The sequence below is a fragment of the Streptomyces sp. NPDC059679 genome (assembly GCF_042734105.1).
GTDB lineage: Bacteria > Actinomycetota > Actinomycetes > Streptomycetales > Streptomycetaceae > Streptomyces.
Genome location: NZ_JBHWES010000046.1, coordinates 74,894 through 98,661 on the forward strand (window position 1 = coordinate 74,894; position 23,768 = coordinate 98,661).

23 protein-coding genes and 1 tRNA gene are annotated in these 23,768 nt (G+C 71.5%); 13 read left to right on the forward strand and 11 right to left on the reverse strand.

What is annotated here, in order from left to right; genetic code table 11:
• Positions 1–28 precede the first annotated feature (28 nt).
• Positions 29–766 carry a 3-oxoacyl-ACP reductase family protein gene (locus tag ACFV2X_RS36390; RefSeq protein ID WP_385625081.1) on the reverse strand — a complete coding sequence of 246 codons (738 nt, stop codon included), beginning with the start codon at positions 764–766 and terminating at the stop codon, positions 29–31.
• A gap of 266 nt (positions 767–1,032) precedes the next feature.
• Here ACFV2X_RS36390 and ACFV2X_RS36395 point away from each other — a divergent pair, with 266 nt between their 5' ends.
• The 3 genes from ACFV2X_RS36395 (at position 1,033) to ACFV2X_RS36405 (ending at position 4,937) form a co-directional block, all read left to right on the forward strand.
• Positions 1,033–1,794 (forward strand): DeoR/GlpR family DNA-binding transcription regulator, encoded by a 762-nt coding sequence (locus ACFV2X_RS36395; RefSeq protein ID WP_014179044.1) that lies wholly within the window; start codon positions 1,033–1,035, stop codon positions 1,792–1,794.
• Positions 1,791–2,735 (forward strand): 1-phosphofructokinase, encoded by a 945-nt coding sequence (gene pfkB, locus ACFV2X_RS36400; RefSeq protein ID WP_385625084.1) that lies wholly within the window; start codon positions 1,791–1,793, stop codon positions 2,733–2,735. Before ACFV2X_RS36395 ends, pfkB begins: the two co-directional genes overlap by 4 nt.
• A 93-nt stretch (positions 2,736–2,828) precedes the next feature.
• Positions 2,829–4,937 carry a fructose-specific PTS transporter subunit EIIC gene (locus tag ACFV2X_RS36405; RefSeq protein WP_385625087.1) on the forward strand — a complete coding sequence of 703 codons (2,109 nt, stop codon included), beginning with the start codon at positions 2,829–2,831 and terminating at the stop codon, positions 4,935–4,937.
• Between the two features lie 100 nt (positions 4,938–5,037).
• Here the strand turns inward: ACFV2X_RS36405 and ACFV2X_RS36410 are convergent, their stop codons facing one another.
• Positions 5,038–6,105 (reverse strand): pyridine nucleotide-disulfide oxidoreductase, encoded by a 1,068-nt coding sequence (locus ACFV2X_RS36410; protein ID WP_385625090.1) that lies wholly within the window; start codon positions 6,103–6,105, stop codon positions 5,038–5,040.
• Between the two features lie 83 nt (positions 6,106–6,188).
• On the reverse strand, positions 6,189–7,382 hold the full coding sequence (locus ACFV2X_RS36415) for a P1 family peptidase (RefSeq protein ID WP_385625093.1): 1,194 nt from the start codon (positions 7,380–7,382) through the stop codon (positions 6,189–6,191).
• A 154-nt stretch (positions 7,383–7,536) separates the two neighbouring features.
• Between ACFV2X_RS36415 and ACFV2X_RS36420 the strand changes: the two genes are divergently transcribed.
• Both ACFV2X_RS36420 and ACFV2X_RS36425 read left to right on the forward strand, forming a co-directional pair.
• Positions 7,537–8,067, forward strand: coding sequence for an AMP-binding protein (locus ACFV2X_RS36420; RefSeq protein WP_385625096.1), 531 nt, complete (start codon positions 7,537–7,539; stop codon positions 8,065–8,067).
• Positions 8,068–8,088: 21 nt separating this feature from the next.
• A complete protein-coding gene (locus tag ACFV2X_RS36425; RefSeq protein WP_385625098.1) occupies positions 8,089–8,286 on the forward strand; it encodes a hypothetical protein in 198 nt (65 codons plus the stop codon).
• 19 nt (positions 8,287–8,305) lie between these two features.
• Here the strand turns inward: ACFV2X_RS36425 and mscL are convergent, their stop codons facing one another.
• The 5 genes from mscL to ACFV2X_RS36450 all read right to left on the reverse strand — a co-directional run bounded on the left by mscL (position 8,306) and on the right by ACFV2X_RS36450 (position 12,697).
• On the reverse strand, positions 8,306–8,776 hold the full coding sequence (mscL, locus tag ACFV2X_RS36430) for a large conductance mechanosensitive channel protein MscL (protein WP_089505288.1): 471 nt from the start codon (positions 8,774–8,776) through the stop codon (positions 8,306–8,308).
• 57 nt (positions 8,777–8,833) lie between these two features.
• Positions 8,834–9,349, reverse strand: a complete 516-nt coding sequence (locus ACFV2X_RS36435) for an RcpC/CpaB family pilus assembly protein (RefSeq protein ID WP_385625101.1) — start codon at positions 9,347–9,349, stop codon at positions 8,834–8,836.
• A 374-nt stretch (positions 9,350–9,723) separates the two neighbouring features.
• Positions 9,724–10,584, reverse strand: coding sequence for an S-methyl-5'-thioadenosine phosphorylase (locus ACFV2X_RS36440; RefSeq protein ID WP_385625103.1), 861 nt, complete (start codon positions 10,582–10,584; stop codon positions 9,724–9,726).
• Between the two features lie 99 nt (positions 10,585–10,683).
• Positions 10,684–11,049, reverse strand: a complete 366-nt coding sequence (locus ACFV2X_RS36445) for an FmdB family zinc ribbon protein (protein WP_385625106.1) — start codon at positions 11,047–11,049, stop codon at positions 10,684–10,686.
• Positions 11,050–11,188: 139 nt separating this feature from the next.
• Positions 11,189–12,697 (reverse strand): potassium/proton antiporter, encoded by a 1,509-nt coding sequence (locus ACFV2X_RS36450; protein ID WP_385625108.1) that lies wholly within the window; start codon positions 12,695–12,697, stop codon positions 11,189–11,191.
• A 210-nt stretch (positions 12,698–12,907) separates the two neighbouring features.
• Between ACFV2X_RS36450 and ACFV2X_RS36455 the strand changes: the two genes are divergently transcribed.
• A complete protein-coding gene (locus ACFV2X_RS36455; RefSeq protein WP_385625111.1) occupies positions 12,908–15,652 on the forward strand; it encodes a penicillin acylase family protein in 2,745 nt (914 codons plus the stop codon).
• Between the two features lie 135 nt (positions 15,653–15,787).
• Here the strand turns inward: ACFV2X_RS36455 and ACFV2X_RS36460 are convergent, their stop codons facing one another.
• Positions 15,788–16,381, reverse strand: coding sequence for a 5-formyltetrahydrofolate cyclo-ligase (locus ACFV2X_RS36460; protein WP_385625135.1), 594 nt, complete (start codon positions 16,379–16,381; stop codon positions 15,788–15,790).
• Between the two features lie 84 nt (positions 16,382–16,465).
• On the opposite strand from ACFV2X_RS36460, the gene galU reads away from it, so the two are divergent.
• From galU to ACFV2X_RS36495, 7 genes are all read left to right on the forward strand, one after another.
• Positions 16,466–17,368 carry a UTP--glucose-1-phosphate uridylyltransferase GalU gene (gene galU, locus ACFV2X_RS36465; protein WP_385625113.1) on the forward strand — a complete coding sequence of 301 codons (903 nt, stop codon included), beginning with the start codon at positions 16,466–16,468 and terminating at the stop codon, positions 17,366–17,368.
• A gap of 4 nt (positions 17,369–17,372) precedes the next feature.
• Positions 17,373–18,797, forward strand: a complete 1,425-nt coding sequence (glp, locus tag ACFV2X_RS36470; protein WP_385625115.1) for a gephyrin-like molybdotransferase Glp — start codon at positions 17,373–17,375, stop codon at positions 18,795–18,797.
• Between the two features lie 71 nt (positions 18,798–18,868).
• Complete coding sequence (gene moaC / locus ACFV2X_RS36475; RefSeq protein ID WP_385625117.1) at positions 18,869–19,351, forward strand: cyclic pyranopterin monophosphate synthase MoaC; 483 nt, start codon at positions 18,869–18,871, stop codon at positions 19,349–19,351.
• Complete coding sequence (locus ACFV2X_RS36480; RefSeq protein WP_385625119.1) at positions 19,348–19,902, forward strand: molybdenum cofactor biosynthesis protein B; 555 nt, start codon at positions 19,348–19,350, stop codon at positions 19,900–19,902. Before moaC ends, ACFV2X_RS36480 begins: the two co-directional genes overlap by 4 nt.
• 17 nt (positions 19,903–19,919) lie before the next feature.
• A complete protein-coding gene (locus ACFV2X_RS36485; protein ID WP_385625121.1) occupies positions 19,920–20,522 on the forward strand; it encodes a GNAT family N-acetyltransferase in 603 nt (200 codons plus the stop codon).
• A gap of 150 nt (positions 20,523–20,672) precedes the next feature.
• The gene (gene glpR / locus ACFV2X_RS36490) at positions 20,673–21,881 is read left to right on the forward strand and encodes a gephyrin-like molybdotransferase receptor GlpR (protein WP_385625123.1); all 1,209 of its coding nucleotides are present in this window, start codon (positions 20,673–20,675) and stop codon (positions 21,879–21,881) included.
• Between the two features lie 87 nt (positions 21,882–21,968).
• A tRNA-Ala gene (locus ACFV2X_RS36495) sits at positions 21,969–22,042 on the forward strand.
• A 71-nt stretch (positions 22,043–22,113) separates the two neighbouring features.
• Here the strand turns inward: ACFV2X_RS36495 and xerC are convergent.
• Both xerC and ACFV2X_RS36505 read right to left on the reverse strand, forming a co-directional pair.
• Positions 22,114–23,361: a tyrosine recombinase XerC gene (xerC, locus tag ACFV2X_RS36500; RefSeq protein WP_385625124.1), complete on the reverse strand. Its 1,248-nt coding sequence runs from the start codon at positions 23,359–23,361 to the stop codon at positions 22,114–22,116.
• Positions 23,358–23,567, reverse strand: coding sequence for an excisionase family DNA-binding protein (locus tag ACFV2X_RS36505; RefSeq protein ID WP_385625126.1), 210 nt, complete (start codon positions 23,565–23,567; stop codon positions 23,358–23,360). Before ACFV2X_RS36505 ends, xerC begins: the two co-directional genes overlap by 4 nt.
• Positions 23,568–23,768: the final 201 nt, after the last annotated feature.

Consider the following 23,768-nt stretch of genomic DNA (forward strand, 5'->3'; position numbering starts at 1 on the left):
CAGGCGCCGGGGCTCAACCCTGGACTGCTCAGACGGCGAAACCGCCGTCCACGGCGATCGACGCCCCGGTGATGTACCGGCCGTCGTCCCCGGCGAGGTGGGAGACGGTCGCGGCGATCTCCGACGGCTGTCCGTAGCGGCCGAGCGCGGTGAAGCCGCTCTGCATGGCGGCGCTCTCCCCGTCGGCGGGGTTCATATCGGTGTCGATGGGGCCAGGGTGGATGAGGTTGACGTTGATGCCGCGCGGGCCGAGCTCGCGGGTCAGCGCCTTGGTCAGGCCGGTGAGGGCCGTCTTGCTCATCGCGTACAGCGAGCCGCCGGGGAAGGCGACGCGCTCGGCCATACAGCTGCCGATGTTGATGATGCGCCCGCCGTCGGTCAGATGGTGGGCGGCGGCCTGGGCGGCGAGGAAGGGCGCGCGGACATTGACGGCGAGGACGCGGTCCACGTCCTCCAGCGTCAGGTCGCCGAACGGGCCGAGCACGCCGGCGCCCGCGTTGTTGACCAGGATGTCGAGCCGCCCGAACTCCGCGGCCGCCGCGGCCACGGCCTCGCGCACCGCGCGCGGGTCCGCGCTGTCGGCCTGGACGGCCAGGGCCCGGCGGCCCAGCGCCTTGATCCGGTCGACGACGGCGGCCGCCCGCTCCTCGTTGTTCTGATACGTCAGCGCGACGTCGGCGCCGTCTTCGGCGAGCCGGAGCGCCACCGCTTCGCCGATGCCCCGGCTGCCGCCTGTGACCAGTGCCGCCTTGCCGTCGAGTGCCATGTGTGTCCCTCGTCCTGTCTTCGGTTGCTTTGTTGTGGATTGAGCCGTCCTGGAGGACATGACTCGATCCTCGTGGGGCGGGAGCGGGGATTCCGGCGGCATTCGGACGTCGCGCTGGCGCGCCAATATGCCCGATCGCGTCCGGCTTCGGTCCGGGGATGTCCGTACGGGATTGTTTCCTGCCCGAGTCTGTTTACTTCCCGGCTTTAGGGACGTAATCTGGCCGCGAAATCACAGGTTCGGGCATGGAAAGGACGTAAACCCACATGTACGCACCGGAGCGGCAGCAGGAGATCCTCCGGCTGGCCCGCGAGAGCGGCCGGGTGGATGTGCTGTCCCTTGCCGAGGAGTTCCAGGTCACCGCCGAGACGGTGCGGCGTGACCTGCGGGCGCTCGACAGGGCGGGCCTGGTCCGCCGCGTGCACGGGGGTGCCATCCCGGCCGGCCGTCTCGACTTCGAACCCGACCTCGCCGAGCGCGAGAGCACCGCCGCCGACGAGAAGGACCGCATCGCCCGCGCCGCCGTCGCCGAACTGCCCGCCGACGGCAGCGTGATCATCGACGCGGGCTCGACTTCGGCCCGGCTCGCCGCCGCGGTCCCGCTGGAATCCGACCTCACGGTCGTCACCCACGCGCTGCCGATCGCCGCCCGGCTCGCCGACCACCCCGGTATCGCCCTCCACCTCGTCGGCGGCCGGGTCCGCCACCGCACGCGCGCCGCGGTGGACGCATGGGCGCTGCGCGGCTACGGCGAGATCAAGGCCGATGTCGTCTTTCTCGCCACCAACGGCTTCTCGCTCGAGGGCGGCCTGACCACCCCCGATCTCGCGGAGGCCGCCGTCAAGCGCGCCATGGTCGCCGCCGCCCGCCGGGTCGTCCTCCTCGCCGACTCGTCCAAGTTCGGCCAGGAGCACTTCGCCAGGTTCGGCGATCTCGGCCATGTCGATCTGCTCATCACCGACACCGGGCTCAGCCCGCAGGACGCCCTCGCCATCGAGCGGCAGGGCACGGAAGTAGCGCGCGTATGATCCTCACCGTCACCCCCAATCCCAGCCTGGACCGTACCTACGAGATTCCGGCGCTGGAGCGCGGCGCCGTACTGCGCGCCGCCGCCGACCGGGTCGACCCCGGCGGCAAGGGCGTCAATGTCTCGCGGGCCGTGGCCGCGGCCGGGCACCGCACGGTCGCCGTGCTGCCGCTGGGCGGGCCGGAGGGCGCGCTGCTGGCGCGGCTGCTCGGCGGGCTGGGGATCGAGGCCGCAGGCGTCCCCGTGCAGGGCTCGACCCGGGTCAATATCTCCGTGGCCGAGCCCGACGGCACCCTCACCAAGATCAATGCGGCCGGTCCCGAGCTGACCGCCGCCGAGGCGGAGGCACTGCTGGAGGCCGTACGGACGCAGTCCGCCGACGCCGACTGGATCGCCTGCTGCGGCAGCCTGCCCCGCGGGCTCGCCCCCGAGTGGTACGCCGAGCTCGTGGCGCGGGCCCACCGCGCGGGCGCCCGGATCGCCCTGGACACCTCCGGCCCCTCGCTCACGGCGGCCCTGCGCGAGCGCCCCGACGTCGTCAAGCCGAACGCCGAGGAGCTGGCCCAGGCCGTGGGCCGCCCGCTGGCCACCATCGGCGACGCGGTCAAGGCGGCCGAGGAGCTGCGGGCGCTCGGCGCGCGCGCCGTCCTGGCCAGCCTCGGCGCGGACGGCCAACTGCTCGTCGACGAGACGGGCACCTACTTCGGCGTGGCTCAGGTCGCCGCCGTCCGCAGTAATGTCGGTGCGGGCGACGCTTCCCTCGCCGGATTCCTCGCGGCGGGCGGCCTCGGGCCGGCCGCCCTGGCCTCGGCCGTGGCCCACGGCGCGGCCGCCGTACAACTGCCGGGCAGCGTCATGCCCACCCCGGCCGATCTGGACCCGTCCGCCGTCACCACGACCGCGGACGTCCCGCTGGACCGCGCACTCACGGAGCCCGCGTGACCAGCCCGACCCTGTCCCACCCCCTCCCACCCCCAGTCCCCACTCTGCCGCCCACCTTCCCCGGGGCGGTACCGCATGCAAGGGAGCCGCGAGATGAGTGAGCTGATCACCGCGGACCTGGTCGACCTGGACCTGTCCGCCGATACCAAGGAAGCGGCTGCCCGGTCGCTCGCCGAACGCATGGTCGCGGCCGGCCGCGTCACGGACCTCGACGGCTTCCTCGCCGACGTGGCAGCCCGTGAGGCGCAGATGCCGACCGGCCTGGACGGCGGCATCGGCATACCGCACTGCCGCAGTGAGCATGTCACCGAGCCGACCCTGGCCTTCGGGCGCAGCGCCGCGCGCATCGACTTCGGCGCCCCGGACGGGCCGGCCGACCTGATCTTCCTGATCGCCGCTCCCGCGGGTGCGGACAGCGATCACCTGACCATTCTGTCCAGCCTGGCGCGCCAGCTGATGAACGCCGAGTTCACCGGCGCCCTGCGCGCGGCCGAGGACCCACGACAGGCGGCTGCCCTGATCCGTGGCGACCAGCCGGAGCCGTCGGCAGCCGATGCCGAGGCGAGCACCAAGACCCCGGCGGCCGACGCCTCCGTCGACCAGGCGGCTGCCGCGTCGGGTGTGGCCGCTTCCGGTGCCGGGTCCGAGCCCGCGGCGGCTGCGGCTTCCGAGCCTTTCCGGATCGTGGCCGTCACCTCCTGCCCCACCGGCATCGCCCACACCTATATGGCAGCCGAGTCGCTGGAGAGAGCGGCTCAGGACGCCGGGATCGAGCTGGTGGTCGAGACCCAGGGCTCGGCCGGGTTCGACAGACTCGCCCCCGCGACCATCGCCGCCGCCGACGCTGTGATCTTCGCGCATGACGTGGAGGTGCGGGACAAGGAGCGGTTCGCCGGGAAGCCGACCGTGGACGTCGGGGTGAAGGCGGGCATCAACCGCCCGGCGGAGCTGATCGCCGAGGTGCGCGAGAAGGCCGCGCGCGGCGAGATCAGCGCACTGGCCGCCGCCTCCGCGGGCGCCGACCGCTCGGCACCGATGGACCGGGCCGGCGAGTCCGGCGACCGCTTCGGCACCCGGCTGCGCAAGTGGCTGATGACGGGCGTCAGCTACATGGTCCCGTTCGTGGCCGCGGGCGGTCTGCTGATCGCGCTGGCCTTCGCCATCGGCGGTTACGAGATCGCGAGCGCCAAGTCCGTCGCCGACCACTTCGTATGGACTGAGACGGACAGCTGGGCGGCGCTGCTCTTCCAGATCGGCGGGGCCGCGTTCACCTTCCTGGTGCCGGTCCTGGCGGGCTATATCGCCTACGGCATGGCCGACAGGCCCGGTCTGGTGCCCGGCTTCGTCGGCGGCTACATCGCGACCACCATCAAGGCGGGCTTCCTCGGCGGCCTGGTCGCGGGTCTGATCGCGGGCGCGGTCGTCATGGGCATCCAGCGGTTCAAGGTCCCGGCGTCGCTGCGGGGCATCATGCCGGTCGTGGTGATACCGCTGATCTCCTCGGCGGTCGTCGGCTTCCTGATGTTCGTGGTGATCGGCAAGCCCATCGCCTCCGCCCAGAAGGGCATGACCGACTGGCTCAACGGCCTCTCCGGCACGAACGCCATCATCCTCGGCGTCATCCTGGGCCTGATGATGTGCTTCGACCTGGGCGGTCCGGTCAACAAGGTCGCTTACGCCTTCGCGACCGGCGGTATCGCGGTGTCGGACCCGAGCACCGGCAGCCTCAAGATCATGGCCGCGGTGATGGCGGCCGGTATGGTCCCGCCGCTGGCCATGGCCCTGGCCACCACCGTCCGCGGACAGCTGTTCACCAAGACCGAGCGGGAGAACGGCAAGGCGGCCTGGGTGCTGGGAGCCTCCTTCATCAGCGAGGGCGCGATCCCCTTCGCGGCGGCGGACCCGCTGCGGGTGATCCCCTCCTCGATGGTGGGCGGCGCGGTCACCGGCGCGCTGTCGATGCTCTTCGACTGCACGCTGCGCGCCCCGCACGGCGGCATCTTCGTGGTCCCGCTGATCGGCCAGCCGTTCCTGTACCTGCTGGCCATCGCGGCGGGCACGGCGGTCTCGGCCGGTCTGGTCATCGTCCTCAAGGGGATGCGCAAGACCACCCGGCCCGAGACGGCCACCCCGGCCGCCGACGGTGAGCCCGCCACGGGCGCCGGTGCCGGCGGCGAGACCAAGGTGCCCGTCACGGTCTGACCTGGCCGGCCTCCACCACAACCACTGCCACATCCACCGCCGCCATCCGCGGCGTGCTCCCCTCGGCGGTGAGACGGACCCCCTCCGTCTCACCGCCGAGTCATGCGCGGGGCGATACATCATCCGTCACCTCCGTCGGCAGGTCGCGCGATGCGTAGTAGGCGCCGAGCGCGGCCTCGCTGCCCGACCCCATGGCGGTCGCGATCCGCTGGAAGCGGGCGGAGCGCAGATCGCCCGCGGTGAAGACCCTCGGGTGCTGACGGGAGGGCGGACAGTAGCCCGAGGCGTCGGCGGCGAGGTCCCCGCCGGGCGGCGTCGGGCCGCTGCCGAGGTTCCGGAACCCCTGGTGGCAGGTCAGGGTCCGCCGGTCGCCCTCCACGGTCAACACCTCGGCCGTAAGCGGCTTCTCGGCCGTGAGTGACGCCTCGGGCACGGGTGGCTTCCCGAGCACGGGGGGATCCCCGGGCGAGGGCGGTACGAGGGTCAGATGGCGGACCGGCACCAGCTCGACCCGCGGGTCCTGGGCGATCTCCTCGGCCTTGTACGCGTCACCCGGCGGACAGGCCACGACGAACCGGCTCTCCAGGCCCGGATGGGCCCGCAGCAATGTGCCGAGCGGTCGATCGGCGCCGAGGACCAGCGCGGTGCGGCCGGCGAGCGCGGCCGGGTCCGCCTCCCACAGCGGAGGCAGCGCCAACCCCTCCCGACCATCGATCCACCCCACGTCCTCCGGCCGCAGCGGCCCGACACCGGTGGCGACCACGGCGTACGGCGCGGTCAGCAACAGACCGGAACCGGACGCCTCCGTGGGCACGGTGGCCACCTCCACCCGGTCCTCATAGGCGCCGATCCGCATGGCGCGCCGACCGAGCTCCAGCCGGCACAGGCCGCTGCGGGCGACATCGGCCGTGATCGCCGCCGCCAGAGCCGGGCCGGTGGAGAAGCCCAGCACATTGCCGAGCACCGGGATGCGCTCCAGCGTCCGGCACAGCGCCTCACCCGGATCGACGAGCACGGACCGCATACCGAGGCCCGCGGCCATCACCACGGCGGCACAGCCGGCCGGGCCACCGCCGACGACGATCAAGTCGGCCTCCACGGCGGTGCTGTTCACGGCGGAGGTATCCATGGCCATGGCGGTGGTGTCCACCGCGGTGGTGTCCGTCATCGGGCTCCCCTCACTCCCCTCGCCCCGTCTCCGCGGGGCTCTCCCTACGGGTCCCTCTACGGGGCTCCGACCCCGTCCTCCGTCTAGTCCTCCGGTCCGGCCTGTCCGGGGCCGTACAGGTCGCGGTACGAGGGGAACACGCCCCCCGGCCCGTCCACCCCCTCGGCCGCCAGTACCCCCTTGACCACCGCCCGGGTCAGCACATCCGCCCCCGCGGCCAACACGTCGTTCAGCGCCCCGGCCTCCATATGCACCCCGAACGCCGGGTCCTGCCCGCCGTCGGCGTCCTCGGGCACGAGCGGGCGGTCGCCCGTCGCCAGGGCGAAGACCGTGTCGCCGTCGGACAGCAGATGCACCGGCCGCACCGCGCGCGCCAGGCCGTCATGCGCTGTGCCCGCGAGCTTGTGCGCCTGGGCGCGGGTGAGCACCGCGTCCGTGGCAACCACTGCCAACGTGGTGTTCAGCGGGGGCCGTACGGAGGCCGCCGAGCGCCGCTCCGACTCGGCCCGCGCGTCGGTCAGTCGACGCTGCGCCCTGGCGTGTTCTGCCTCGCCGGGGCGCCGCGCCCGGCCGCCGCCCCGCGCCAACTCATCTGGCCCGTACGGCCCGTACGGCTCGCCGAACCACTCCCCGTACAGCGCGCCCGTCAGCGGATCGACCACCGAGCCCGCCGCGTTCACCGCCGCAAGCGCGGCCACGGTGATCCCGGACGGCAGGACCACGCTCGCCGATCCGATGCCTCCCTTGACGCCGCCCGCCACCGCGCCCGCGCCGGCCCCCACACTGCCCTGCACGACCGGCGCGCCCATGTCCGTACCGGCCGCGGCGTCGATGGCCGCGCGCCCCAGCGCGGCGTCCGGCCGGGCCCGCCAGTCGCCCCCGCGCCCGAGGTCGAAGAGGGCGGCGGCCGGTACGACCGGCACCACCTGGGCCGGGTCGGGTCCGACCCGGAAGCCGCGGCCCCGCTCCTCCAGCCAGGCGGCCACTCCGGAGGCGGCGTCCAGCCCGAACGCGCTGCCGCCGGTCAGCACCACGGCATCGACGCGCTGGACGAGATTGCGCGGATCGAGGGCGTCGGTCTCGCGGGTGCCGGGGCCGCCGCCCCGGACATCGACCGCGGCGATCGCACCTCCTTCGGGGGCCAGCACGACGGTTGTGCCGGTGAGCCATCCGCCGTCGGTCCGCTGCGCATGGCCGATGCGCAGCCCGGGTACGTCTGTCAGGGCGTCGACCTGGCCGGGGCGGGCGGGTCGGGGTGTTGTCCGGTCGGTATCCATGGGCGCTATGCGTAGCACGGAGGCCGTGGCGAAGGGCCCGCGGGCACAGGAGCCTTCGGATGGGGCCCTCATCAACAAGACGTTCATCAGACGTTGATTGGCCGACGGCAGGCTGTGCGATATGCCGTTCGCCCGCGTCCGAAGGAAGACCAACGTGCCCAGTACGTCTCGGACGGAGGAGCCCCCGACCCTGGCCGCCGCCGCGCGGCAGATACCCCGGGTGGCCCTCCGCTGGATCAGTGAGCCGGACTGCGAGGAAGAGCTGACGCACGCCGAACTGCTGGACCAGGCGGGCCGGGCGGCGGCGGCCCTGACCAGGCTCGGCGTGCGCGCGGGGGACCGGGTGGCGGTGCATCTGCCGCTGATCCCCGAGTCCGTGATCGCCACGCTCGCCTGCGGCCGCCTCGACGCCGTACGCTCCACCCTCCCCGTCGGGCTGCGCGCCCATGAGCTGCGCGACCGGCTGGCGGGGATGGACGCGAAGGTGCTGATCACCGCGGACGGCGACTGGCGGTGCGGGGAGCCGCAGTCGCTCAAGCCGCTGATCGACCGGGCGCTGGCGGGCAACACGCGGATCCCCAAGGTCCTGGTCGTCCACCGCCTGGCCCGCCCCGTGTCCTGGACGCCTGGCCGGGACCTGTGGTGGCACGAGCAGCTGGCCGCCGCCCTCGCCGACGCGCCGTGAGGCCGGCCGTACTCTTGACGCATGAGCACCGCCCCTGACCCCGGACCGCGCGACCCGGCAGCCGCGCTGATCTTCGACGATCCGCTGGCGCAGCAGTCCTCGGACGACACGGACCGCGGCTGGGGTGAGCGGTCGCCCGGCGGCGACGTCGGCGATGGCGCCGACAGCGCCGCGGACCTGGCCCGCTTCCTCGACGAGAAGCCGCCCCACCACCTCTGAGCTCCGGAACCCCGAGGGCTCAGGTGCTCGATCGGCTGCCGCGCTGCGCGATCAGCTCGTCCCTTATCTCGCGGAGCAGCGCGATCTCGGCACTCTCCGTCTCGGCCTGCTTCTCCTCTTCCTGCCGCTCCTTGGCGGCCTTCCGCGCCAGATAGCGCGACATCGGCAGCACCATCAGGAAGTACACCACCGCCGCTGTGATCAGGAAGGTGAGCACGGCGCTCAGCACGGTCCCCCAGAGGATGGGGATGCCCTTGGTGACCTCGCCCGCGGCGTTCGTCTCGCAGGGGGCCTCCAGGCAAGAGCGGTACTTCTCCAGGTCCTTGGTGCCGAAGGCGCCGACGACCGGATTGATCAGGCCCTTCACTATGGAGTTCACGACACTCGTGAACGCGGCTCCGACCACGACCGCGACAGCCAGATCGATGACGTTGCCACGCATCAGGAAGGCCTTGAAGCCCTCCACGACGCTCTTCTTTTCCTCGCTCAACCCTTTGCCTCTCTCTTGCCGCACCGATTCTGGAGCGGACGGCTCCGCAACCTACGGTCAAGAACGGCACAGCGCCACCGCCAACCTCGATGTGGACGCCGCACCGGCCAGGGCCGCCGCGGTCGGCCGCGGCACCGCGAGCACCACCAGCGCTCCACCACCCGCCGCTCCGCCACCCGCCGCTCCGAGATCTCCGGTCTCGACGTCCGCGGCTGCCACACGCCCCGGCCGCGGCACATCGGTCACCCGCGCGCCACGAACGACCACATGCGCGGCGGCCGGGCCGCGGACCTGATCGGATCCCGGGGCGGCCAGCACATCCACTCGGTCGCCGGGGCGCAGCAGCCGCACGGACGCCGCGTCGGCGATGCGCACCGGCGCGGACACCACGGCCGGAGGCGGCTCGTGTCGGCCGTCGTCCGGTGGTGAGGACGCCGCCGGACGCGGGTCGGAGCCGCCGGAGGGCGCGGCGGCAGCCAGCGCGGCCGCGCTCATCGCCAGACCCGCCGCCATCGAGCGCCGTCGCCGCCGTAACGCGCGCCGCAGCCGGTCTCCGCCTCGGCTCACCCTCACCGGTCCGAACCGTGCCACCGCGCACGTCGGGGGAGTGCGACGGGACCGCTCGGCCCAGGACGGAGCCGAGCGGGGCCGGGACGCGGGCGAAGACGCCGAAGACGCCGAAGGCGAGGAGAGGGATGGAACAGGCGATAGAGAGGACGGAAGGGGCGGAAGGGGTGGAGGCGATAGAGGGGATGAGGAGGGTGAGGAGGGTGAAAGGGACGGAGGGCGAAGGAACGGGTCGGACACGGCAATCACCGCCTGTCGTGAGAGGTCAGGAGCTTCTGGCCCCTTCACGATGCCCGCCCTCGCCGGATCCCGCTGGGGCCTGTGCACAACCCCCAGGCTGTGGATAACTCCGTCACCCGTGCGGGTAAGCCCGCCGTCCGCTACGGCAGTTCGATCCCCAGGTCCCAGCCGTCGTGCCCATGCGCGCACAGACAGTCCCGCGCCTCGGTGGCCGGCAGTGCGCCCACGGCGTCGAACAGCACGTCGCGCAGCCGCTCCAGGTTCTCCCCGAACACCCGCAGCACTTCCCCGTGCGAGACCCCCTCGCCCGTCTCCGCCCCCGCGTCCAGGTCCGTGACCAGCGTCAACGACGTGTAGCAGAGCTCCAGTTCACGGGCCAGCACCGCTTCCGGATGCCCTGTCATGCCGACCACCGACCACCCCTGCGCCGCATGCCACCGAGACTCGGCCCGGGTGGAGAAGCGCGGCCCCTCGATCACGCACATCGTGCCGCCGTCCACCGGCTCCCAGTCGCGCCCACGTGCCGCCGCCACCGCGATCTGCCGCCCTGTCGGGCAGTACGGATCGGCGAAGGTGGTGTGCACCACGTTCGGCACCCGCCCGTCCGGCAGCGCCTCGCCGTCGAAATAGGTCTGGACGCGGCCCTTCGTGCGGTCCACCAGCTGGTCCGGCACCAGCAGCGTGCCCGGTCCGTACTCCGGCCGCAGCCCGCCCACCGCGCACGGGCCGAAGATCTGCCGCACGCCGACCGAGCGCAGCGCCCACAGGTTGGCGCGGTAGTTGATCCGGTGCGGGGGCAGGTGGTGCTTACGGCCGTGGCGCGGGAGGAAGGCGACCTTCCGCCCGGCGATCTCGCCGAGGAAGAGCGAATCGCTCGGTGCGCCATAGGGAGTCTCGACAGTGATCTCGGTCACGTTGTCGAGGAAGGAGTAGAACCCCGACCCGCCGATGACCCCTATCTCCGCCATCTCCGCATACGTGCTGCTGGTGGTCTCCGCCATGCGATCACCCTAGCCAGCGCCGTCCGCGCATACGACATCGCGCCGCTCTCCCTCAAGGGAGAGCGGCGCGATGTCGTATGCGATTGAGGCGGTCGCGCGTCAGGCGGCCGACGAGGTGCTGCTCGACGTGGACGACGACGAACTCGACGACGAGCCCGAGCCCGAGGAAGAACTCGACGACGAGCCCGACGACGAAGACGTGTCCGAGGAGGAGGACGAAGACGAGGAGCCCTCGCTCTTCGCGGCCGTCGACTTGGACGAACCGCCGCTCGTGCTGCTGGACGAGGAGCCGCGGCTGTCGTTCCGGTAGAAGCCCGAGCCCTTGAAGACGATGCCGACCGCCGAGAACACCTTCTTCAGGCGTCCCTTGCAGTTGGGGCACTCGGTGAGCGCGTCGTCGGTGAACTTCTGCACCGCCTCGAGGCCCTGGCCACACTCGGTGCACTGGTACTGATAGGTCGGCACTTACTCCTCCTGGCACTCTCACTCAATGAGTGCTAACGACGCTCCATAGTGCAGTATTCCGGCCCGCCAGTCCACTGCGGCGGGCCATACGGTGACCCAGGCCACGCGGCCCGGCCCGGTAGCCGCGCGGCCTGCCCCGTCACTCGGCTCTCGTGCCCAGCCAGCCCGCCAGCTTGCCGCCCCGGCCCACCGCCCGCAGCCGCTCCTCCGCCGCGTCCCGCACCGGGTCCGTGGCCACGACCAGCAGCTCGTCGCCGCGCCGCAGCACGGTCGAGGGCTGCGGCACAAAGCTCTTCCCGTCCCGTACGACCAGGGTGACCGCGGCCCCCGTCGGCAGCCGCAGCTCGCCGATCTCCACGCCGTGCATCCTGGAGTCCTTGGGGATCGACAGCGACAGCAGATGCCCGCGCAGCCGCTCCAGCGGCGCCGACTCGATGCCGAGGTCCGCCGCGGCCTCCTCCTCGCCCAGGCGCAGCCGGCGCGCGACCCAGGGCAGCGTCGGGCCCTGCACCAGGGTGTAGACGATCACCAGCACGAAGACGATGTTGAAGACGCGGCGGCTGTCGGGCACGTTCGAGACCATCGGGATGGTGGCGAGCACGATCGGCACCGCGCCGCGCAGCCCCGCCCACGACAGCAGGGCCTGCTCCCGCCATGGCATCCGGAAGGGCGCCGCGCTGACCAGCACGGAGAGCGGCCGGGCCACCATGGTCAGCGCCATTCCGACGCCGATGGCCGGCCAGATGTCGTCGCCCAGCTCGTGCGGGGTCACCAGCAGGCCGAGCAGCACGAACATCCCGATCTGCGCGATCCAGCCAAGCCCCTCGGCGAAGCCGCGCGTGGCCGGCCAGTGCGGCAGCTTCGCATTCCCCAAGATCAACGAGGCCAGGTAGACGGCGAGGAAGCCGGAGCCGTGGGCCAGTGCCCCGCCCGCGTACGCGATCACGGCGATCGCCATCACCGCGATCGGGTACAGGCCCGAGGCGGGCAGTGCCACATGCCGCAGGCCGTACGCCCCCAGCCAGCCGATCGCCAGCCCCACCACGGCGCCGATGGCCAGCTCCAGGACGATCTCGCCGAGCATCACGTACCACGGGCTTATCGCGCCCTGGGCGGAGAAGGCGACCACCAGGATCACCACCGGGGCGTCGTTGAAACCGGACTCCGCCTCCAGGGTGCCCGTGAGCCTCCTGGGCAGCGGCACCTTGCGCAGCACGGAGAAGACCGCCGCGGCGTCCGTGGACGACACCACCGCGCCGATGATCAGCGCCTGCCGCCAGTCGAGCCCGACCAGATAGTGCGCGGCCACCGCCGTGACCCCGACGCTCACCGCGATCCCCGCGGTGGACAGCACCGCGGCGAGGGGGAGGGCGGGTTTGATTTCCCGCCACTTCGTGCCGAGGCCGCCCTCGGCCAGGATGACCACGAGCGCGGCATAGCCGAGGACCTGCGTGAGCTCGGCGTCTTCGAAGACGACGCCGATCCCGTCCTGCCCGATCGCGACGCCGAGGCCGAGGTAGATGAGCAGGGTCGGCAGACCGCTGCGCGTCGAGACCCTGACGGCCGCCACCGCTACGAGCAGGACGAGAGAGCAGATCAGCAGGAGTTCGTTGAGGTGGTGGACAGTCAGCGGCCGAACCTTTCTCACGGGAGCGGCCGGAAGGCTCCCCGACCGACCGGAACTTCATTGCCTTACCTAATATTTTACGGGTTCTTGACGCGGGTGGCTGACATGGATTTTTCGCGGGTGGTGGCCGGTGGGCGGCCCCAGTCATGACTCCGCGTAGGGGCGGCGACAGCGCTGCGCCTATGGTTGCTCCAGCACTCCAGGATCACCCTGCCCCTCCGAAGGACAGCGATGCCCGCCAACAAAAACGGCCCTTCTGGCAAGAAGAAGGGCCGACGTGCCCGCCTGATCGTGATCGCAGTCGTGCTGCTGCTCGTGGGGGGCGTCGGATACGGCACGTACTGGAGCATCAGTACGGTGCGTGCCTCCTTCCCGGAGACCACGGGATCGCTGCAGCTCAAGGGGCTGTCCGGGCCCGTGCAGGTCAAGCGCGACGGCTACGGGATACCGCAGATCTACGCCGACACCCCTGAGGATCTTTTCCGCGCCCAGGGGTTCGTCCAGGCCCAGGACCGCTTCTGGGAGATGGACGTACGCCGCCACATGACGGCCGGTAGGCTCTCCGAGATGTTCGGCTCCGGACAGGTGGAGACCGACGCGTTCCTGCGCACCCTGGGCTGGCACCGGGTCGCGAAGCAGGAGTACGACACCAAGCTGTCGCCGACCACCAAGAAGTATCTGCGGGCCTATTCCGACGGGGTCAACGCGTATCTCGCGGACCACCAGGGCAAGGAGCTGTCCGTCGAGTACGCGGCTCTGGAGTTCGAGAACGACTACAAGCCCGAGAAGTGGACCCCGATCGACTCGGTGGCCTGGCTCAAGGCCATGGCGTGGGATCTGCGCGGCAATATGCAGGACGAGGTCGACCGCGCCCTGGCCTCCAGCCGGTTGACCGCCAAGGAGATCGAAGAGCTGTACCCGGCCTACCCGTACAGCCGCAACAAGCCGATCGTGGACGCGGGCGCGGTGGACGAGACCACCGGCGCCTTCGACCCCAAGGCGACCGCGACGGGCACCTCCGCCGACTCCACCGCGAACGGGGTCGCGGACGCCACCCAGGGCTTCCAGACCCAGCTCACCTCGCTCTCCAAGACCCTCGACGACGTACCGGCGCTGCTCGGCCCGAACGGCACCGGCATCGGCTCCAACTCCTGGGTGATCGCGGGCCGGTACACGACCACCGGCAAGCCGCTGCTCGCCAACGACCCGCATCTGGCCCCGCAGCTGCCGTCCGTCTGGTACCAGATGGGCCTGCACTGCAACCAGGTCAGCGCCGCGTGCCCGTACGACGTGGCGGGCTTCACGTTCTCCGGTATGCCGGGGGTCGTGATAGGCCACAACCAGGACATCGCCTGGGGCATGACCAACCTGGGCGCCGACGTGACCGACCTCTACCTGGAGAAGGTCACCAACCAGGGCTATCTCTACGACGGCAAGCAGACGCCGTTCAAGACCCGCGAGGAGACCATCAAGGTCGCCGGCGGCAAGTCCCGGACGATCACCGTCCGCTCGACCCGGCACGGCCCGATCGTCTCCGACCGCGACGACGAGCTCGGGGACGTCGGCAAGAGCGCACCGGTCGGCAGCGACGTCGGCGACGTGGCCCCTGACCGCGGCGACGGCTACGCGGTCTCGCTGCGCTGGACCGCGCTGGACCCGTCCAACACCATGGACGCGGTCTTCGGGCTCAACACCGCCAAGAACTTCACCGACTTCCGCAAGGCGGCCCGCGACTTCGCCGTCCCGTCCCAGAACCTGATCTACGCCGACACCAAGAACCACATCGGCTACCAGGCGCCCGGCAAGATCCCCACGCGCTCCAAGGGGGACGGGCGTTACCCGGCACCCGGTTGGGACTCGCGCTACGACTGGAACGGCTACATCCCGCAGTCCGAGCTGCCCTGGGACTACGACCCCAAGCGGGGCTACATCGTCACCGCCAACCAGGCCGTCATAGGCAAGGACTACAAGTACAAGCTGACCGACGACTGGGGATACGGGGCGCGCAGCCAGCGGATAACCGACCTGATCGAGTCGAAGATCAAGGACAACGGGAAGATCTCGACCGATGACATGCAGTCCATGCAGATGGACAACAGCAGCGAGATCGCCGAACTGCTGACCCCCTACCTGCTGAAGATCAACGTCAAGGACGACTTCGTCAGGGAGGCGCAGAAGCTCCTGGAGGGCTGGGACTACACCCAGGATTCGGACTCCCCGGCCGCCGCCTACTTCAACGCCGTCTATCGCAACGTCCTTATGCTCGCGTTCGGAAATAAACTTCCGAAGGAGCTGCGGGTGGAGGGCCAGTGTCTGCGCGTCCGGCCCGCCGATGACTCCGGCCCCGCCGACGACCTGAACGGCAAGGCGCGGCTGGTGCGCGAATGCGGTCAGCGCGACGCGGCGTCGGCCCAGCCGGACGGCGGCGACCGCTGGTACGAGGTCCTTCGGAAGATCATCAAGGACCCCAAGAACCACTGGTGGAAGACCACCGGCAGCCGCCTGGAGCCCGCCGCCACCAACCGGGACCAGCTCCTGGGCGAGGCCATGAAGGACGCGCGCGCCGAGCTCACCGCCAAGCTGGGCAAGGACATCAACAGCTGGAGCTGGGGCCGACTGCACCGGCTGACGCTGAAGAACCAGACTCTGGGCACCGACGGCCCGGGTGTGGTGCAGTGGCTCCTCAACCGCGGCCCCTGGAACCTGTCCGGCGGCGAGGGCGCGGTCAACGCCACCGGGTGGAACGCGGCGGGCGGCTACGGCGTCACCTGGGTGCCGTCCATGCGGATGGTCGTCAACCTCGACGATCTGGACAAGTCGCGGTGGATCAACCTCACCGGCGCCTCCGGGCACGCCTACAACGCGCACTACACCGACCAGACGGAGAAGTGGGCGAAGGGTGAGCTGCTGCCCTGGTCCTTCAGCAAGAGCGCGGTGAAGAAGTCGACGGACGACGAGCTGGCGCTCACGCCCTGACCCCTCCCGCCGGCGCGCCTACGCACGCCCCCCGCGAGACCCCCGCCCATGCGGCGAGCAGGTTTCGCGAGGGGCGTGCGGTCGTATAGGGGCTCGCCCAAGACAGGGGCTCGCCCAAGTCGTACAGGGGCTCGCCTAAAGGGACCGGAAGCGGTGCACCGCCGAGGGCGTGACCGCCGCGTGCACCGGCCGGTCGTGGACCTCACCCGGGACCTCGTCGAGCACCTCGCCGTCGTACAGCAGCACCACCAGCGCCGGCTGGGCCCCCGCCCGGTCCAGCCGGGCCAGCACCCGGTCGTACGAACCGCCGCCGCGGCCCAGGCGCACCCCGCGCCGGTCCACCGCGAGCCCGGGCAGCAGCACGACGTCCGCCCCGGTGACCGCCTCGGGGCCCAGCCGCGGCCCGTCCGGCTCCAGCAGCCCCCGCCTGGCGCGCACCAGCCGCTCGGGGCCCTCGTCCTGGCCCCAGTCGAGGTCGTTGTCCTCCTGAAGAACCGGGAGCAGCACCCGTACACCCCGTGCCCGCAGCGCCTCCCTCAGGTCCCGTGTGCCGGGCTCGCTGCCCACCGAGACATACGCGGCCACCGTCCCCGCCTCCGCGAGCTCCGGCAGCTCCAGCGCGCGACACGCCAGACGCGCCTGGGCGTCCGCGATGTCATCCGCCGTCAACCTGGCTCTCACCGCGATGAGGCTTCGCCGCAACTCCGGCTTACTACCTTCGGCATTGATCACTGAGTGCACAAACTTCCTGTCTCATGTCATATTCATCGAACCCTCATCAACCGCTCAAAGGCACCCGATAGGGTTCAGTACATGACTCAAGCGCGTACTCGGATCAGCAAGGCTGTCATCCCCGCCGCGGGGCTTGGAACCCGCTTCCTGCCGGCCACGAAGGCCACCCCCAAGGAGATGCTGCCGGTCGTCGACAAGCCGGCGATCCAGTACGTCGTCGAGGAAGCCGTCACCGCCGGGCTGTCCGATGTGCTCATGGTCACGGGCCGTAACAAGCGGCCCCTGGAGGATCACTTCGATCGCAACTACGAGCTCGAAGAGGCCCTGAGCCGCAAGGGCGACGAGACCCGACTCGCCCGCGTGCAGGAATCCAGCGATCTCGCGACCATGCACTACGTCCGCCAGGGCGACCCCAAGGGCCTCGGCCACGCCGTGCTCTGCGCCGCCCCGCACGTCGGTGACCAGCCCTTCGCCGTCCTCCTCGGCGACGACCTCATCGATGCCCGCGATCCGCTCCTGTCCCACATGGTCGAGGTGCAGGAGGAGCACGGCGGCAGCGTCATCGCCCTGATGGAGGTGGACCCCGCCCAGATCCACCTCTACGGCTGCGCCGCGGTCAAGCCGACCCTGGACGGCGACGTGGTGCGGGTGACCGGGCTCGTCGAGAAGCCGGACCCGGCCGACGCGCCCAGCAACTACGCCGTCATCGGCCGCTATGTCCTCGACCCCGCTGTCTTCGACGTGCTGCACGCCACCGAGCCCGGGCGCGGCGGCGAGATCCAGCTCACCGACGCCCTGCAGGCGCTCGCCGCCGATCCGGACCTCGGCGGGCCGGTCCACGGGGTCGTCTTCAAGGGGCGCCGCTACGACACAGGCGACCGTGGCGACTATCTGCGTGCCATTGTCAGACTCGCGTGCGAACGTGAAGACCTGGGCCCGGATTTCCGGGACTGGCTTCGCCGTTACGTCACCGAGGAGATGTAGCACTGTGAGCAGCACCGCAGCACGCGCCACCGACCAGGGCCCGGATCAGGAGCCGGGGCCGGGCCAGCGGCCCGGCTCGTCCGGGCCGGGCCGGGGCGAGGATCGGGGCGGGGGCCGGAGCGGCGATGGCCGGGGTGAGAGTCGGGGTGCGGACCGTTTCTGGACGGTGGCCGAGCATCTCGACGACATCCTCGACCATCTCCACCCCCTCGACCCGATCGAGCTGCAGCTGCTCGAAGCCCAGGGTTGCGTCCTCGTCGAGGACGTCACCGTCCCCGCCGCCCTCCCGCCGTTCGACAACAGCTCCATGGACGGCTATGCCGTCCGTACGGCCGACATCGCGGCGGCGACCGAGGACTACCCCGCGGTGCTCACCGTCATCGGAGACATCGCGGCGGGCAGCGAGACCGCGCCCGCCGTCGCGCCCGGCGAGGCCGCGCGCATCATGACCGGAGCCCCGCTGCCGCCCGGCGCCCAGGCCGTCGTGCCCGTCGAGTGGACCGACGGCGGCCTCGGCCAGGGGCCGGTCACCGCCATGCCCGCCCACAGCGAGGCCCCTGAGGGCGCGAGCGGCAGGGTGCGGGTGTACCGCCCGGCCACGACCGGGCAGCATGTGCGTCCCCGCGGCTGCGACGCCAGGGCGGGCGAGCTGGCGCTGGGCGCCGGCACGATCCTGGGGGCGCCGCAGATCGGGCTGCTGGCCGCGCTCGGGCGCGCCACGGTCAGGGTGCGGCCGCGGCCGCGCGTGGTGGTCCTGTCGACCGGCAGCGAGCTGGTCCAGCCCGGCCAGGAGGCGGGCCCGGGCCGGATCCACGACTCCAACAGCTTCCAGCTCACCGCCGCCGCGCGGGACGCCGGGGCGATCGCCTTCCGGGTGGGCGCGGTCGCCGACGACGCCGGGACACTGCGGGCCACCGTCGAGGACCAGCTGAGCCGGGCGGACATCGTGGTCACCAGCGGTGGCGTCAGCGTCGGCGCGTACGACGTGGTCAAGGAGGCCATGCGGGAGGTCGACTTCCGCAAGCTGGCCATGCAGCCGGGCAAGCCCCAGGGGTTCGGGCGGGTCGGCCCGGACCGCGTCCCGTTCATCGCCCTCCCCGGGAACCCGGTCAGCTCCTATGTCTCGTTCGAGCTGTTCGTACGGCCCGCGATCCGCACCCTGATGGGCACCGGCCCCGTCCACCGCCCCATCGTGCGGGCCCGCTGCCCCGAGGGCGTCGAGTCCTCCCCGCGGGGGCGGCGCCAGTTCCTGCGCGGCTGGTACGAGCCGCCGGGGATGGACGCCGAGACCGGCCTCGTCACCCCTGTGGGTGGCGCGGGATCCCACCTGATCAAGGCGCTCGCGCACGCCAATGCGCTGATCGTGGTCCCCGAGGAGACCACGGAGGTCGCCGCCGGCGCCGAAGTGGACGTCGTCCTGCTCACCTAGGCGCCTGGCCGCCGCCCGCGGCGGGTACGGTGTCGTCCCACAGGAGCCACCTGGCCCGGACCGGGAGAACGATGAGCAGCGCCCAGGACCATCTCACCCATCTCGACCCATCGGGCGCGGCGCGCATGGTCGACGTCTCGGACAAGGACGTCACCGCCCGCACCGCCCGCGCCACCGGCCGCGTGCTCGTCGCCCCGCGCGTCGTGGAGCTGCTGCGCGGCGATGGCGTCCCCAAGGGCGACGCCATCGCCACCGCGCGCATCGCGGGCATCATGGGCGCCAAGCGCACCCCGGACCTGATCCCGCTGTGCCATCCGCTCGCGCTCTCGGGCGTGACCGTGGACCTCGCGGTCGCCGACGACGCCGTGGAGATCACCGCCACGGTCCGCACCACCGACCGTACGGGCGTCGAGATGGAGGCTCTGACGGCGGTCAGCGTGGCCGCGCTGACGGTGATCGACATGGTCAAGGCCGTGGACAAGTCCGCGGTCATCACGGACGTACGGGTGGAGGAGAAGACGGGCGGCAAGTCCGGCGACTGGAGCCGGGCATGAACGGCTCGCCGACCTACCGCGCCCTGGTCGTCACCGCCTCCAACCGCGCCGCAGCCGGGGTCTACGCCGACAAGGGCGGCCCGCTGCTCGTGGAGGGGCTGGCGGCGCTGGGCCTCGCGGTCGACGGGCCGCGGGTGGTCCCCGACGGCGACCCGGTGGAAGCGGCCCTGCGCGAGGCGGTCGCCGCTTCGTACGATGTGGTCGTGACCACGGGCGGCACGGGGATCTCGCCCACCGACCACACCCCCGAGGCGACCCGCCGCGTGCTCGACTACGAGATTCCGGGCATCGCGGAGGCAGTCCGCGCCGAGGGGCTGGCCAAGGTGCCCACCGCCGCGCTCTCCCGCGGCCTGGCCGGGGTCGCCGGCACCACCCTGATCGTCAACCTGCCCGGGTCGACCGGCGGCGTACGGGACGGGCTCGCGGTCCTGGGGCGGATCCTGGTCCACGCGGTCGAGCAGCTGCACGGCGGCGACCACCCCAGACCCGCGGACCCTCCTGATCCCGCCGGTTCTGCGGGTCCTGCCGGTTCTCCCGGGAGCGCGAGCTGAACGCGCCCTGGCCCGTCATGCTGGCGGACGGCGATACGGTCCTCCGCCCCATAAAGCTGCGTGACCAGCGCGCCTGGCGCGAGGTCAACCAGCGCAACCGCGAATGGCTGCGCCCCTGGGAGGCCACCATTCCGCCGCCCCCGCCCGCCGGCCCCGTCACCCACCGGCCCACCTACCGCCAGATGGTCCGCCATCTGCGCGCCGAGGCACACGCCGGGCGGATGCTGCCGTTCGTCGTCGAATACCGGGGACGGCTGGCCGGACAGCTGACCGTGGCCGGGATCACCTGGGGCTCGATGTGCTCGGGCCATATCGGCTATTGGATCGACGAGGCGGTCGCCGGCCGCGGAGTGATGCCGACCGCCGTCGCGCTCGCCACCGACTACTGCTTCCGTACGGTCGGACTGCACCGCATCGAGGTGTGCATCCGGCCCGAGAACGGGCCGAGCCGGCGAGTGGTCGAAAAACTGGGATTCCGCGAAGAGGGGCTGCGCCCCCGCTACCTCCATATCGACGGCGCCTGGCGTGACCACCTGGTCTTCGCCCTCACGGCGGAGGAGGTTCCGGAGGGATTGTTGGCCCGGTGGCACCGGATGAGGCCCAGCGCATCACAGAAATAAAATATGTGTTCGAAAACGCCCGGCATTTGAGCACATTCCCAACCTGGTCATCCCACCAATCACAAAAAAAGTTCGAGATATCAGCCAGATCGTGCGACACACCGCGCCAATTGGCAGATGGCCTCGCGCAGACCCCTCTACCGTGTGACCGTGAGCAGCAGTGGCCTCATCTACGCAGTCATCGTCGGGGCCTGGGCCGCCTATTTGGTGCCGATGTGGCTCCGTAGGCAGGACGAGCTCAATGAAGCCCGTCCCACGGAGCGCTTCAGTACCGCCATCCGGCTGTTGTCCGGGCGCGCGGGAATGGAGCGTCGATACGCCAAGGAACGGGCGGAGCTCGAGGTCCTGGGGGGCCTGGAGGGCCAGGAGGGCCGCGCCGACGATACGGACCGCCCCGAGGCCGGGGCAGACCCCGTCGCCCCGGACCGGCGCGTGGCCGACCCGGACGCCGTGACCGACGCGGTCGACGTCCGGGCGTTCGCCGACCCCGTGACCATGCGCACGCCGGTGCCACCCCCCGCCCCACCCGCCGACAGCCCCGCCCCGGCCCCCTCCTCCGGCCCTTCCGGTTCTTCTGGCCCTTCCGGTCCTTCCGGGCCCTCCGGTCCTTCCGGTTCTCCCGGCGCTTCCGGGCCTTCGGGGTCGGCTCCCACGGCCGCGGCCCGCAGTGGGCGCGCGAAGGTGCTCGCGCGCCGTCGGCGCACCACCATCGTGCTCTTCCTCGCCTTCACCCTCGGCGCGGTCGTCGCGGCGGTCGGCGGCCTCACCTTCCTGTGGGCCCCGGCCCTCCCGGCCGTCCTGCTGAGCGCGTACATCGCCTATCTGCGCACCCAGGAGCGCCGCCGCTTCGCCTTCACCATGGACCAGCGCCGCGCCGAGCTGGCCGCCCAGCGCCTCCGCGAGCGCCGTCCGCACCCCCGCCCGCCCGCCGAGGACCCCACCGCCGACGACGGCCCCGCGGAGCCGCCCGCCCGTGCCGAGGCCGCCCGCCCGGCCCCGGCCGGCTCCCCGCACGCGGCGGGCCGCCGCGCCCTGGTCGAGCAGACCGACCATGCGGAGTGGGTGGACCAGCAGCGCGAGCGTGACCGCGGCCCGTCCACCGGCGAGAGCTGGGAGCCGGTGCCCGTCCCGCTGCCCACCTACGTCACCGCGCCCGTCGCCCCCCGCGCCACCGGCAACGTCGACCTGGGCGCCCCCGACGCCTGGAGCTCCGCCCGCTCCAGCACCGCCGAACCCACCCACGCCCCCGACCTCGCCACCCACCAGCCCCCCGCCGCCCGAGCCCCCCGCGAGCGGGGCCGCACCCCCTTGTTCGACCAGTACGCGGACGAGGACCGCCCCCGCGCCGCCAACGAGTGACCCTGACCAGCGGGGACCGGTCCGGGGGCCGCGAGGAACGGATTTCCAAGCACCCCGGAGGGGATGCTAGAGTTTCACTCGCTGCAAGGGCCTGTGGCGCAGACTGGTAGCGCACCTCGTTCGCATCGAGGGGGTCAGGGGTTCAAATCCCCTCAGGTCCACACAGCTCAAAGCCCCCGCCGGGAATTTCGGCGGGGGCTTTTTGGTGCCGTACAGCAGCGGAGTACAGCAGCTACTTTCGGTCCGTCCCGCCCAGGTGCTTGCCGAGCTTCCGCAGCGCCCGACGGGTCGCCTCGGAGGGGACGTGGGTGTAGACCTCCATCGTCACGGCGATCTTGCTGTGCCGGAGGATCTGCATCGCGATGCGCGGGTGCACGTCCAGGGCGGCGAGCAGCGACCCGCAGGTGTGACGGGTGTCGTGCAGCCGGATTCCGCGTACGCCCGCCTTAGCCGACCGGGCGGTGAACTCCCGGTTGAAGTTCCTGGGCTCGATCGGTGTCCCGTACCGCGTGGTGAAGACGAAGTCCGAGTCCGTCCACAGGTCGCGGGCCGCTTGCTTGGCTGCTTCCTGCGCCTTCTGGCGGAGCTGCAACGCCGTAACGCAGATCTGGGGGAGGGGCAGGGTCGCCGTGGAAGCCTCCGTCTTCGTCTCGTCGTGCACCAGCTGGCGGTTGATGCGCTGCAACTGACGCTCCACGGTGATCTCTCCCGCGTCGAGATTGACGCTCTCCCAGGTCAGACCGAGGACTTCACCGCGCCGGAAGCCGAGGACCAGGATCAGCACGTATGCCGGATAAAGCGGGTCGCCTGCCTTCCGCGCCGCCTCCAGGAACGTCCGCGCCTCCTCCACCGACCACGGCTCGCGCTTCCGCTTCCGGCCGGAGCGGACCTTGACCAGAGCGGCCACGTTCTTCGTGATCAGCTCTTCCGTCATGGCGTTCGTGAGCGCCGAGCGGAGGACCGCGCGGGCGTCCTGGACGGTTCGCCGGGACGCGACTTGGCCACAGCAACGGCCGATCGCGCAGCACCGTTGCCGACGGGCCGGGTTCTTGTCCTCCTTCGGACGCGCGGCGTCTTTGCCCTGGGCGCAGCACTGGCACTGTTCGAGCAGCTTGTTCACCCAGGTCCGCACGTCGCGCACGGTGAGCTTGTCGAGCCGCTTCGCGCCGAGGCCGGGGGAGATGTAGAGGCGTACGTGCATGGCGTACGTCTCGGCCGTCTTGGGCTTGAGGTCCGGCCCGACGACTTCTCGCAGCCAGTAGGCGAGGTACTGCGCCAACGTGGGGGCAGAAGTGGCCACCGGCCCCTTCTTCGCCTCGGTGTGAAGCTTGATCCACTTGTCGTGAACCTCGGTCCGCGTCTTGCCATAGACGTACTTGCGCTTCTTCTTGCCGTCCGGGGTGGTGACCCAGGCGTAGGCGGCGAAGCCGTTCTTGTAGGGGTAGATGGAGCCTTCACCGTTGCTGCGCTTGCCGCTCATGCGGACCACCTCTCGGTCTCGTCCTGAGCGCAGCGGTTGATGTACTCGTCCACCCAGGCCGGGAGGATGCGCCGGTTACGGCCGACCTTGACCGAGCGGATTTCGCCGGTGAGGACGAGCATCTTGGTCTTGGACAGGCCGAAGCCGAGCATCTCGGCAACCTCGGCCGTGGTGTGCCACTTGCGCGTGATTGCGGCCGTGGTCATCGGGTGGGTTCTCCTTCCGTTTCGAGGGGCGGGGGTGGCGGTCATGACCTCGGGGATGGTCACAGCCAGGGGGCTCCTTCTGTCTTGAGTCGTTGGGCTTGGGTGAGGTCGTGGCGTACTTGGGCGGCAATGAGTTCTTCGCCGGGGCTGTAGCCGGAGGCGAGGTATTGCCAGTGGGAGAGGACGAGGGTGGTTTCCTCG